We start from the raw sequence: 12,183 nt of genomic DNA on the forward strand, positions 1-12,183 counted from the left end.
GCCGCCCGCTCTCGTCGCTCCACTGTTCCGGCATGGTCCCCCCGGTCGCCCACGCCCGGTCCGAGGCCGGTCCCCCCGCCGGACGCGGTCACCAACATACCTGTTCGGGCGGGCCGGGCCGGCGCGGCCGAGCTGAGCCGCGGGCACACGTGTCCGGGCCGCGTGAGCTGGGCGGAAGGCGGCCCACCGGGCCCGTCGCCGGTCACGCGACGCCTGGTCCGCCCCCCGGCCCCGGCGGTCCGCGGTCCCCGGACGCCCAGTGCGCACCGGTGGTCAGGGAGCGCGCAGGAGAGATGCCCGGTCGACCTTGCCGTGCGCCGTCATGGGAATGCTGTCCATGAAGACGTAGTGCTGCGGCACCATTTCGGAGGGAAGGTTCCGGCGGACGAACTCCCTCAGTGCCGAGGGCGAGCGAGGGTCGTCGCCGTTCACCTCGCCGACGACGTAGGCGGTGAGGCGGGCCGCGTCCTGGTCCCAGTCGACCACGACGTCGTCCACGCCGGGATACCGGCCCAGCACTCCCTCGATCTCCCCCGGCTCCACCCGCACGCCGCGGACCTTGATCTGCCGGTCGATGCGTCCGAGGAACTCCAGCTCGCCCTCGTCGTTCCGGCGCACGAGATCACCGGTGCGGTACCACCTCCGGGCGTCGCCGGCGACGCGCACGAAACCGCGCTCGGTCGCCGCCCGGTTCCGCCAGTATCCGAGGGCCAGGCACCCGCCGCCGACGAGGAGTTCGCCGGCCGCGCCGCTCACGGTCTCTCGCTCACCGTCGAACACCAGGGTCCGGGCCGGGCCGATGGCCCGGCCGATCGGGACGGGGCCGGTGCTCGTCGGTGCCACCTCATGGCTGGTGGCCACCACCGTCGTCTCCGTGGGGCCGTAGTGATTGACGAAACGCCGCAGGGGGTGCCCGTCCCGCAGGCGCAGCCGGTCCCCTCCGGTCAGCAGGCAACGGAGCTGTCCGAAGTGGGTACCGTGCCGCAGATACGCCTCGGCCAGCGGTGTCGGCAGGAACGACAGGTCGATGGCCTGCGCCCGGTACCAGTCGCCGAGTTCCCACGGCGCCAACTTCAGTTCCGCGGGCGCGAAGTGGACCGAGGCGCCGTGGCAGAGGTACGGCCAGGTCTCCCACATGAAGGCGTCGAACGACATCGCGGCGATCGACGAAGCCCTGTCCCCGGGCGTCACGCCGTAGGTGTCGCCGTGCCACCGCGCGAGCAGCGCGAAGGAATCGTGCCCGACGAGCACGCCCTTGGGGACGCCCGAGGATCCCGAGGTGTAGATGAGGTACGCGCTGCCGCCGGGCGCGGGCCGGCCCGGCCCGGGTGCCGGCGCCCCGGGCGTCGGCGCGGCGAGCACGTCCGGCTCCACCGCGGCGCATGCCGCCAGGTCGATCACCTCGGACAGGCGGGGCAGGCCGGCTTCCGCGACGCCGGAGGAATCCCCGACGACCGCCTCCGGAGCGGCATCGGCCACCATCGCCTCCAGCCGACCACGCGGCATGCCGGGAGGCAGCGTGAGGCAGATGCCTCCCATGAGCCAGACGCCGAGCTGGGCCACCGGTACGCCGATGCCGCGCTCCATGTGGATCGCGACCACCGCGCCCGGCCGGACCCCGCTCCGGGTCAGGGCGAGGGCGACGCCGGCGGCCCGCCTCACCAGCTCGCGGTAGGTGACCCGGTTGCCGGCGCACTCCACGGCCTGCGCGTCCGGTCGCCGCCGCGCCTGGGCCAGGACCATCTCGGGAACGGAGCTGACGCCGTCGAGACTCGTCACGGCGCTCACTCGCTCTCGGCTGCCACACAGGCCGCGGCCACAGCCTCCGCGCGGGCGTCCGTCAGGAACTGCCGGGCGGGCACGCTCATCCCGTACTCCGTGCGCAGATGCGCGATGACCTCCATGACCAGAAGGGAATGGCCGCCGATCTCGAAGAAATCGGACTCCGCGCCGACCTCGGCGGTACCGACGACCTTCCCGTAGGTGTCGATCACCGCGACGAGCATGTTGTCCATTTCGTTTCTCTCTTCCTTCGCTTTTCTCGGGCGGGGTTCAGCCAGGCTTGACGAGGGCGGATTCGAGCCTCCGGTATCCGGTACCGACCGCCCATCGAACGGTTTCCGGTGAGAGCCGGGCCGCGGGGAAGGCGGTCACCCACTCCGCAATCGCCGTCATGGCGGCCCCACGCGCTATCGGAGCGCCGAGGCAGTAGTGAATTCCGACCCCGAAGGCCATGTGCCTCTGCTTCCGGGCGAAGTGGAAGACGTCGGCGTCCTCCGTGTTCTGCCAGTCCCGGTTGGCCGCGGCGAGGATCACCAGGATGCGGTCGCCGGCCCGAATGGTGTTCCCCTCCACCACCAGGTCGGCGAGTGCGACGCGGGGGACCTGCGGTACGGGCGTGTCGAAGCGCAGCAACTCCTCGACGACTGCCTCGAGTTCGGCCTGTCCGGCGGCCACTTCCTTGTAGAGGACGGGTTCGCGCAGCAGGTGCAGCAGCCCGCTCGCGATGAGCCCCGCCGTGGTCTCCTGGCCGGCGAAGGAGAGGAGGTGGGCCGTGTGCAGGTAGGTGTCCCGAGGTGTTGCCGGGTCGTCGCCGACGAGCGGGGACAGGGCGCTGTCCGGCGAGAGTTCGACGGCGAGCGCGCGGTACAGGTCGTCGAGCCGGCCGACCGCGGCGGCGGCCTGTGCGGCGAATTCCCTTTTGTGTGGCTGGGCCAGGAAGCTCGCGATCGCGGCCATGTGCACGGCAGCCGCCGATATGACGTCGACCGGCACATCGAGCACGCGGGCGAGAACGCCACTGGCGACCGGGCTCGCGAAGTCGTGCGCGACATCCACGTCGTCGAGCGGGCGGATCAGCTCCAGTTGCTGTCGGACGATGTCCTGGAATTCCTCGGCCAGGCCCTCCACGCGGCTGCGGGTGAAGAAGGACTGCATGGTCCGGCGCAGCGCTGTGTGATCCGGTGGGTCCATGAGCATGAACCAGCCGCGCAGCATCCGCTCCAGGGCGGGGAACTCGCGCGAGGTTGACTCGCCGATGTTCAGCCTGAGCCAGTCCGAGGACACCGCCGGAGAACGCAGAACGGTGTTCACTGCGTTTCTTCCGGTGACCACCCAGACTTCCAGCATCTCGTCCCAGAAAACGCCGGAGCGTTTCTGAAAGGATCTGTAGACAGGATAAGGATCTTCCCAGAACGAAGCCCCCACGGCCGCTCCTCCCTAATGCGCTGTGTCACGTCGTGCGGTGGTCTCCGATGCGGCGACCACCCTGGTGAGGAGTTGCTGGAAAGCCGTCCGCACCGCCTGGACGGTCTGCGCGCTGACGCGTTCCGGCTGCCAGGCGAACGTGACCTCCACGGTGCCGTCGGGCCGCGGCCAGGCCTCCGCGACGAGCTCGTGCACGGAACGAGGGTGTTCGACGTCGATGCCGGTGACCTCGCAGTCCAGGAGGTCGAGGCCCTCCTGGTCGACGTCCTGGAGGGCGAACATCGTCTGGAACAGCGGGTTGCGGTCCGAGCGTGCCGTCCGGACCGTTCCGACCACCTCGGAGAACGGCACGTCCTGGGCGGCGAACGCCTTCATGACGGTGTCGTGGGTGGCGTGCAGCACCGAGGGAAGGTCGTGGCCCAGGCCGCCGAACGGGATGCACAGCGTGTTGATCAGGCAGCCCACGAAGTGATCGGCGGAGGGGATGTCGCGCTTGGCGACCGGGACGCCGATGCCGAATCGGTCCTGTCCGAGGGTCCCGTGGAGTGCGGAGGCGTAGGCGGCGAGGAGCACGGTGAACAACGTCGTGCCGGCGTCGACCGCTGCCTTTTCGAGCGTGGTGACGTCCGGTGCCGTCAGCGAGAAGGACGCCTCGGCGCGGCTGAGGGCGTGGCCCGACGATGTCGGCCGGGGGCCGAAGTCGAGCGGGGGAAGGTCCGCGAGCGCCTCCGCCCAGAACTCGAGCTGCCGGGTCAGCCGGTGCGGGGCGAGTTGCAGCGTGCGTTCCCGGACGACGTCCGCGAGGAGGGCCGGGGCCCGGCCGAAGTCCGGCTCCACCCCCGCACGGCGGGCCGCGTACGCGAGGCCCACCTCCCTGACGAGGATCCGCTGCGACCAGGCGTCGAAGGCGACGTGGTGCACACAGAGCGCGAAGAAGGTCGTGGACGCGCACGAGACGGACGCGCTCCTCCACACCTCCCCGCTCTCGATGCGCAGCGGAGTGAACAGGTACTCGCTCAGGAGACGGACGGCCTCCTCCTCGTCGGCCGCCGGGGGCAGGACGCGCAAGGTCGCCGGTGAACCGTGGGCGCGCACGCGGGCATGAGGCCGGGGGACGGCCAGGTAGGCGGCGCGCAGGGCGTCATGACGCAGCCCCACGTCGTCCAGGGCCTGGGCCAGGGCATCGAGGTCCAGTGGGCCGTCGATCCTCCAGAAGGAGGGGCACAGCGGTGCCGGATCCTCGGGGTGGAACTCGTGCGCCATCGCGAACGCCCCCTGCATGCCGACGAGTTCCACCTCCTGATGGGAGGCGGGGTGCGGACCGGCCGGCGCGGGACGGAGCGGGCCCGGGCGTGAGCGGCGCAGTTCGTCCAGGAAGCCGCTGAGCGTGGGGTGCCCCATGAGCAGCGAGATGGGGACCGGCGCCGCCAGGAGCAGCCCCAGTTTGGTGCACAGCCGGCCGGCGTCCAGGGACGTGCCGCCGAGCGCGAAGAACGACGTGTCGGGCGGCACGCTCTCGCGGTGGAGCACCTCCGCGAAAGCGGACCGCACGACGGCTTCCAGCTGGTCGCGGGGCTCCCCGTCGTCCACCGCGGAGGGTGCTTCGGACGCTTCCCAGGGCGGCAGCGAGGCGGCGAGTCGCCGGTGGTCGACCTTGCCGTTCGCGGAGAGCGGGAACCTCTCGACGTGTGCGAAGTGGTCCGGGACGAGGTATCCCGGAGCGCGAGCGACGATGTCGCGCCGGAGCTCGCCGGAGCGCGGGCCCTCCGGGTGGTCCGTGGTGTAGAAGACCACGATGCCGTGGCAGGTGCCATCGCCGTCCGTGCGCGGGAGGGCGACGCAGTCCGTCACACCCGGCACCTGCCGGACCGTCGCCTCCACGCCCTCGAGTTCTATGCGGTGCCCGCGGAGTTTCACCTGACGGCCGATGCGTCCGTGGAAGTGGAGCAGTCCGTCCGCGTCGGCGGAGACCAGGTCGCCCGTTCTGTACATGCGGCGCGCGGGCCCCGGGCCGTCGACGTGGACGAACCTCGCCTCGGTGAGCTCGGGTTGCCCGAGATAGGACAGCGCCAGGCCGTCGCCGGCGACGAACAGCTCGCCGGGCTGTCCTGGCGGGCACGGCTTCCCCTCCCGGAGCACCTGGACCTGTCGGCCGGCCACGGCTCTGCCGATGGGGATTCCGCTCTGGCGTGCGCAGTCCTCGAACGTGATCTCGTGCACCGTCGCGAAGACCGTGCTCTCGACGGGCCCGTAGCCATTGACCAGGGTGATGCCGGGGTGCGCTTCCAGGAAGGTGCGCACATGCCCCGGCGAGAGCCGTTCGCCGCCGATGAAGAGATGGTCGAGGCCGCTGAAGCAGCCCGGGTCCTCCTCGACGAACATGTTGAAGAGCGAGGCGGTGAGCCACAGGACGTTCACCCGGTGGGCGGCGGTCAGCTTCCGGAGGGCGGGGGGAAGCAGGTAGGGGCCGTCGATCAGAACGGAGGTCCCGCCGGACAGCAGCATGCCCCACAGCTCGAGGCTGAAGGCGTCCCAGGGGAGCGCCGCGGCCAGCGGCATGACGCTTCCCGGTGCGAAGCCCCGGAACACCGGATCGCCGAGGAGGCCGACGGTCGCCCGGTGCGGTGACACCACCGCTTTCGGCTCACCCGTACTGCCGGAGGTGAAGAACACGGTGGCGGGCGCGTCACCGCGGACGGCGGGTGCGCCGGGGAACGCGCGCTGCCGCTCCGCCCGCTCGACGGGCGGGGGGACGAACGCGGGAAGGTCCCACTGCGCCGGCTCGGTGGTCATGACGACCGGGGCGGCCAGCAGCTCCACCAGCTCCTCCTGCCGGGCGCGCGGCCATTCCGGAGCGATGAGCGAGTACGCGGCGCCCGTCTTGAGGAGGGCGAGTATCACCGCGACCAGCTCCGCTGAACGCGGCATGATCACAGGAACGACGTCGCCCGCCGTCACGAGGCGGCGCCGGGTCAGCTCCTTGGCCCAGGCATTCGAGACCTCGTCCAGGGTGCGGTAGGAGTACCGCCTTCCGCTGTCGATCAGCGCGGTGCGCTCTCCGTGATCCCGTGCCCGCACGGCGAAAGCCCCGTGCAGGGTGGTGGGCGCCTCCCGCAACGTGTCGTTCCCCGCGGCCGGCACCTGAAGATCCACGCCCGGCGGTGGCGAACCGTGCCTCGATGTTCCAGCCATACCGCTGACTCCTCGTGCAGTCGCTAGTGATGCTCGTGGTGAGCCGAGCCGGACCGGCCCGCCGCGGCGCCCACCCGACGCCCCCGCACCTCCGCCTCGTGCTCACTCGCCCGGCGGGGCGGACAGTTCGGGGACCGGCGCGAGCACGCGGGGAAACCGGCGGCGGGCGAGAGGGGGTCCGTGCCGCCCGGGCCCCCTGACCACCGTCATCACGCCAGCTCAGAAGGTAGGTCGCGCAGCTTTCGTCTCGTTATCGCACACGCTTCGCACCGCGCCGCCCCCAGGGCGCGCGGGGCCACGGCTGCGGGTTGAGGACCTGATACGGCGTCGATAAGGCGCGCCTCTAGGGTTCCGCCCGTGTCCCCTTGCTCCGCCCCGTGGGGATCCCTCAGCCCTTCCTCGATCCCATACCGAGTAGTGGATGGACATGTCGAACGCTCACCCCGAGACCTCTCGGTCCGTAGTCCTGCGTGAATTCAACAAGCCCCTGGCCCTGGAAGAGCTCGACGTCCCCGCGGTCGGCCCCGGCGAAGTGCTGGTCAAGGTGGAGTACGGCGGTGTCTGCGGCACCGACGCCCACCTGTGGAGCGGGCGGCTGAACGTCCCCACGCCGGTGGTCCTCGGGCACGAGGGACTCGGCACGGTGGAACGGATCGGCTCCGACGGGCTGAGCGACGCCAACGGCGACCGGTTGGCTGTCGGCGACACCGTCATGTGGGCGTCCTCGATCTCCTGCGGATCCTGCGTGCCCTGCCGTATGCACGAGGAGCCGACGCTGTGCGAACGGCGCACCACCTACGGCGTCAACATCCCCGCGTCGGACTCCCGCGGGCCGTCCGGGTCGTGGTCCGAGCGCATGCTTCTGCGCACCGGGACCAGCATGGTCAAGATCCCCGCGGGCGTGGACCCGGTGTCGGCGATGTCCCTGGCCTGCGCCGGCCCCACCATGGTGCACGCCCTCTACGGCCGACGGCCCGTCAGGCTCGGCGAGACGGTCGTGGTCCAGGGCAGCGGACCCGTGGGCCTCGCCGCGGCCGCCATGGCCCAGGTGGCGGGGGCGGCCCGCGTGATCGTGGTGGGCGGACCCGAGGCCCGTCTCAAGGTCGCCGAACGACTGGGCATCGGTGACCATCACCTCGACATCGTCGACGGCCGGGGCGCCGCCGCCGTGCTCGACGAGGTGCGCGCCCTGACCGGCGGATACGGCGCCGATCTCGTCATCGAGTGCGCGGGAGCCCCGAACGCCATACCCCAGGGCATCGCCATGGCGCGGCGTGGCGGCTCCTACCTGGTCGTGGGGCAGTACACCGATCGTGGCGAGATCGACGTCAACCCGCACCAGCTCGTCCATCGCCAGTTGTCCCTCTTCGGCTCCTGGGGGTTCACCGGTGCGCACCTGGTCTCCTACGTGAATCTGATGCCGGCGCTGAGCGAACGGTTCGACCTCGCGAGCCTGGTGACCGAGTACCCGATGACCGGGTGCGAAGAGGCCCTGGCGCACGTCGGCGCGGGCTCCGTCCTCAAGGCCGTGCTGCGTCCGTAGCCGCCGTGCCGCCCCGCAGCACGCACCGCCACGGTCGGCGCACCGCGGAGAAGACCCCACCGGTCGGCCCCGCGGCGCTGATCTCCCGGCCGAACGCGGACCACGTCCGAAGGGAAGAACGCCTCCATGCGGCTGAGCACCGTCATCCTGCCCGTCCAGCGCTGGACCGAGGGCGGCAGCCGCAGATGGCGGCAGGCCGAGGAACTCGGCTTCCACGCTGCCTACACGTACGACCACCTGTCGTGGCGCAGCCTGCGCGACCGTGCCTGGTTCGGGGCCGTACCCACGCTCGCCGCGGCCGCGGCGACCACCCGGACCATCCGGCTGGGCACCCTCGTCGCCTCTCCCACCTTCCGTCACCCGGTGCCGTTCGCCAAGGAGCTCATGTCCCTCGACGACCTGTCAGGGGGGCGCACCGTCCTCGGGGTGGGTGCCGGGGCGAACGGGTTCGACGCGACGGCCCTGGGGCAGGATCCGTGGCCGCCACGTGAACGGGCAGCCCGCTTCGCGGAGTTCCTCGAGCTCCTCGACCGGCTCCTGAGGGACTCCGTCGTCTCGTACGACGGCGCCTTCTACCGCGCCCACGAGGCACACAACCTGCCCGGATGCCTCCAGCGTCCACGGCTGCCGTTCGCGGTGGCCGCCACCGGGCCGCTGGGCATGAGGCTGGCGGCACGGTACGGGCAGGCCTGGGTGACCTTGGGCGACCCCAGGCTGCCCGACGACGAGCAGCGGTTCCACTCCGTGATCGTCGAGCAGGTCGAGAACCTGGACAAGGCGCTTGCGGAGCAGGGGCGTGCGGCGCAGGACATCGACCGGATCCTGCTGACGGGCTTCACCGGCGGCGACCCGCTGCGGTCCGTGGACGCGTTCGTCGACTTCGCCGCACGCTACGCCGAGCTGGGCTTCACCGAGATCGTCGTCCACTGGCCCGTGGACGATTCCGTCTTCTCGGGCGACGAGAAGATCTTCGAGCGCATCGCGTCGGAAGCCCGGCCGCAGCTCGCCGCCTTCGCCGACCGGCGCGAGCGTGGGTCCGGGCCGCAGGACGCGGTCGGCTCGGACGGGCACGGGCCGGAGTGAACGATGGACGCGAAGAGAACCAATCCGATGACCGCCGAGAAGCAGGGGTTCGCCGTGCGCGATGACGTCCTCGGTCGACTGCCGTGCGCAGCGACCCACTTCGGCCACAGCGAGGTGGGTCGTGCCTGAGCCGCGCCGCGCAGACCCGGACCTCTCCTACACCCGCCGGGGCGCGGGCGAACCCGTCCTGCTCATCACGGGCAGCGGTGGAAGGGCCCGGACCTGGGACGCGTACCAGGTGCCGGCCCTGGTGCGGTGCGGCTACGAGACGGTGACCTTCGACAACCGGGGCAGTACACCGGGGCCCGTGGAGCCCTTCGGCCTGGACGACATGGTCGAGGACGCCGCCCACCTCATCGAGACCCTCGATCTGGCCCCCTGCCGGGTGGTGGGCGTGTCCCTGGGCGCCATCGTCGCGCAGGAACTCGCCCTGCGCCATCCCGGTCTGGTGCGTCAGGCCGTGTTCATGGCCACCCGCGGACGCACCGACGCCATGCGCCGGGCCATGGTGACGGCGGAGATCGAGCAGAGCCTCGGCCACCCCACCGTCTCGCCCGCCCACCGCGGAGTACTGCGGGCGATGCAGAACCTGTCCCAGTTCACCCTCGGCGACGACTCCCGGGCGCGGGACTGGATGGCCCTCATGGAGGGGCCGCTCGACACGGGAGACGGCTACCGGTACCAGCTGGAGAGCACGCTCATCCCGAACCGGCTCAAGGACTACGAGGGCATCCGGGTGCCCTGCGCGGTGATCTCCTTCGGCGACGACCTCGTCACCCCGCCCCACCTGGGCCGGGAGGTCGCCGACGCCGTCGCAGGCTGCCACTACGTCACCGTTCCGCGCTGCGGGCACTACGGGTACCTGGAGGACCCGAGGTCGGTGAACGACGCACTGACCGCGTTCTTCGCCGAGCAGCGGGAGCGGACGAGGCACTGAACGCCCGTTCAGCGCCCGGCACCGGCCGGCGCTGATCCCCTGGGGGTGAACCCTCCGGATCAGGCCTTTTTTCCGGCCTGCCGGCCAAGCTCCGCAGAGCCGACGAATGCCAATTGAGCGTCATTATTGATCATGCTTGTCCCCTGTGTTTCGAGCACCGGCCGTTCTTGTCCGTGACTCCTTGATCAGCGTCCGGGCCGACATCGCCCAGGTGCCGGGCGAGCCGCCGGAACACGCAGTGAGGTCGAGGCACTCGTATCCGGCCACCGATCGGCGGCAGGCTCAAAGCTTGAACACAAATTGCACACATCCTCTCTGCATACCGGCCCTGATGGTCTAGATTGACCGTGCTTCAGCTGTTCGGGCACAAGGCGACCAATAAATGATCTTCAGGTCCGGCGCCATGGAAAGCCAGCAGTCGCGTCTTCGGCGCCAGACGCGGAACTGATCGATTCTCGGAGCCCGGGAGAGGCATCGGGTGCGGGGAGCACCCGAGGTTCGACGGGATCCCACGCACCTCGCGAGTCTGGCAGGACAGGCGTGTCCGCTGCCGCCGGGGTGGGTTGTTCACGCGGCTCCGGAACAGCTGCGCGGTACGGGGGGCGGGGGCCTCCCGAGGGGAGGGACGGTACGGGGGGCGGGGGCCTCCCGGGCGGAGAACAGTGTGAGGCGAACACGTCGAACCACTGGGAACCTGGGGGGTTCTGTGCGGCAAGGGGGATTAGTCAGCCCGTTTCCGTCGGCCGGCGAGCGTGCGGCGAACGGGGCGATCAGCCAGACCGCGATCGACTGGGAACAGCGGTACCGCCGTACCGTGATCATCAGCGATACCGTCGCCACCGCCGTCGTGGTGGGGGCGATCGGCAACTTCTTCGGGGCCCGGGACGCGGCCAACTGGCACGAGAAGTGGGGAATTCTCGCATTCGGCACCGAATTCCTGGTGCTGGGGGCGCTCGCGGTGAGCCGGTCGTGGACTCCGGCCGTACTCGGGCAGGGCGCCGAGGAATTCCGCCGGCTCGGACGCTCACTGTTCACGGCGACCGTCGTCCTGGCACTCGGCGGGATCGCCCTCACCTCGCGCAACATCAAACTCTGGATCTTCGTCGCGATTCCCGCGATCGCGATCACCACCATGATCGCGCGATATCTGCTGCGCCTCTGGCTGCACAGACAGCGAAAGGAAGGACGGTGCCTGAGACCGGTGCTCGCCGCCGGGAGCCCGGCCACCGTACGCGACCTGATCACCCGGACCCGCAAGTTCCCGCATCTCGGCTGGCGGGTGGACGCCGTGTGCACGACGGACGGTGTCGGGCTCGACGGTGACCAACTGGACGGCGTTCCGGTCGTCGGCCGGCTGGCGGACGTCGCGCGCCACGTCCGCCGCGACGGCTACCGTGTCGTCGCGGTCACACCGGACCCGCACTGGTCACCGGACCGGCTGCAGCGGCTGGCCTGGAACCTCGAGGGAAGCGACGCCGAGATGATCGTCGCCCCCGTGCTGATGGAGGTGGCCGGCCCGCGGCTGCACGTCGACGCGGTGCTCGGGATCCCGCTGCTGCGGGTCAGCATGCCGGCCTTCACCGGTGGCCGCCGGGCGGTCAAAGAGGTCGTCGACCGGGTAGGCGCAACGATTCTGCTGATGCTGTTCGCGCCGCTGATGGTGGTCGTCGCACTGCTCGTGCTGGCGGACAGTCGGGGTGGGGCGTTCTACCGCCAGCGCAGGGTCGGCAAGGACGGCCGCGAGTTCACCATTCTCAAGTTCCGCACCATGGTCGCCGGGGCCCACGGGGCACGCGCCGAACTGGCCCATCGCAACGAGGGCGCCGGTGTGATGTTCAAGCTCCGCCGGGACCCGCGGGTGACCCGGTTGGGAGCAGTGCTGCGCCGGTACTCGATCGACGAGCTCCCGCAGCTGTTCAACGTGCTCACGGGATCGATGTCGCTCGTCGGTCCGCGGCCCCCGTTACCGGAGGAGTCCGCCGCGTACGGCCCGGACATCCGGCGCCGGCTGCTGGTCAAGCCCGGACTCACCGGTCTGTGGCAGATCAGCGGACGCAGCGATCTGTCGTGGGAGGAGGCGGTCCGGCTGGACCTGCGGTACGTGGAGGACTGGTCGCTCGCCCTGGACACAGTGATCTTGTGGAAGACGCTGCGTGCGGTGCTCCACGGGCAGGGCGCCTACTGATGCGCGGGGGTCGTCGTCCGGCCGACGCGCGGACCG

The 12,183-nt window shown here is 70.9% G+C and carries 9 protein-coding genes; 5 read left to right on the plus strand and 4 right to left on the minus strand.

The genetic code is table 11. The features are described 5' to 3' along the window. Window positions 1–273: 273 nt before the first annotated feature. From ACZ4YY_RS27920 to ACZ4YY_RS27935, 4 genes are read right to left on the minus strand one after another with little or no spacing between them, the layout of a single operon-like run. Window positions 274–1,779: an amino acid adenylation domain-containing protein gene (locus tag ACZ4YY_RS27920; RefSeq protein ID WP_468295994.1), complete on the minus strand. Its 1,506-nt coding sequence runs from the start codon at window positions 1,777–1,779 to the stop codon at window positions 274–276. A 5-nt stretch (window positions 1,780–1,784) separates the two neighbouring features. Further along, window positions 1,785–2,015, minus strand: a complete 231-nt coding sequence (locus tag ACZ4YY_RS27925; protein WP_468295997.1) for a phosphopantetheine-binding protein — start codon at window positions 2,013–2,015, stop codon at window positions 1,785–1,787. 37 nt (window positions 2,016–2,052) lie between these two features. Beyond that, the gene (locus ACZ4YY_RS27930; protein ID WP_468296000.1) at window positions 2,053–3,207 is read right to left on the minus strand and encodes a cytochrome P450; all 1,155 of its coding nucleotides are present in this window, start codon (window positions 3,205–3,207) and stop codon (window positions 2,053–2,055) included. Window positions 3,208–3,219: 12 nt separating this feature from the next. Continuing rightward, on the minus strand, window positions 3,220–6,399 hold the full coding sequence (locus ACZ4YY_RS27935) for an amino acid adenylation domain-containing protein (protein WP_468296003.1): 3,180 nt from the start codon (window positions 6,397–6,399) through the stop codon (window positions 3,220–3,222). A gap of 421 nt (window positions 6,400–6,820) precedes the next feature. On the opposite strand from ACZ4YY_RS27935, the gene ACZ4YY_RS27940 reads away from it, so the two are divergent. The 5 genes from ACZ4YY_RS27940 to ACZ4YY_RS27960 all read left to right on the plus strand — a co-directional run bounded on the left by ACZ4YY_RS27940 (window position 6,821) and on the right by ACZ4YY_RS27960 (window position 12,147). Next, window positions 6,821–7,942 (plus strand): zinc-binding dehydrogenase, encoded by a 1,122-nt coding sequence (locus ACZ4YY_RS27940; RefSeq protein WP_468296006.1) that lies wholly within the window; start codon window positions 6,821–6,823, stop codon window positions 7,940–7,942. Window positions 7,943–8,068: 126 nt separating this feature from the next. Next, window positions 8,069–9,025, plus strand: a complete 957-nt coding sequence (locus tag ACZ4YY_RS27945; RefSeq protein WP_468296009.1) for an LLM class flavin-dependent oxidoreductase — start codon at window positions 8,069–8,071, stop codon at window positions 9,023–9,025. Window positions 9,026–9,028: 3 nt separating this feature from the next. Next, entirely contained in the window at window positions 9,029–9,154 is a 126-nt protein-coding gene (locus ACZ4YY_RS27950; RefSeq protein WP_468296012.1) for a hypothetical protein, read from the plus strand. Continuing rightward, window positions 9,147–9,962 carry an alpha/beta fold hydrolase gene (locus ACZ4YY_RS27955; RefSeq protein WP_468296015.1) on the plus strand — a complete coding sequence of 272 codons (816 nt, stop codon included), beginning with the start codon at window positions 9,147–9,149 and terminating at the stop codon, window positions 9,960–9,962. The genes ACZ4YY_RS27950 and ACZ4YY_RS27955 overlap by 8 nt, the downstream gene beginning before the upstream one ends. A 706-nt stretch (window positions 9,963–10,668) precedes the next feature. Continuing rightward, window positions 10,669–12,147, plus strand: coding sequence for a sugar transferase (locus ACZ4YY_RS27960; protein WP_468296018.1), 1,479 nt, complete (start codon window positions 10,669–10,671; stop codon window positions 12,145–12,147). The last annotated feature ends 36 nt before the right edge of the window (window positions 12,148–12,183 follow it).

The sequence above is a fragment of the Streptomyces sp. NPDC030143 genome, assembly GCF_055573695.1.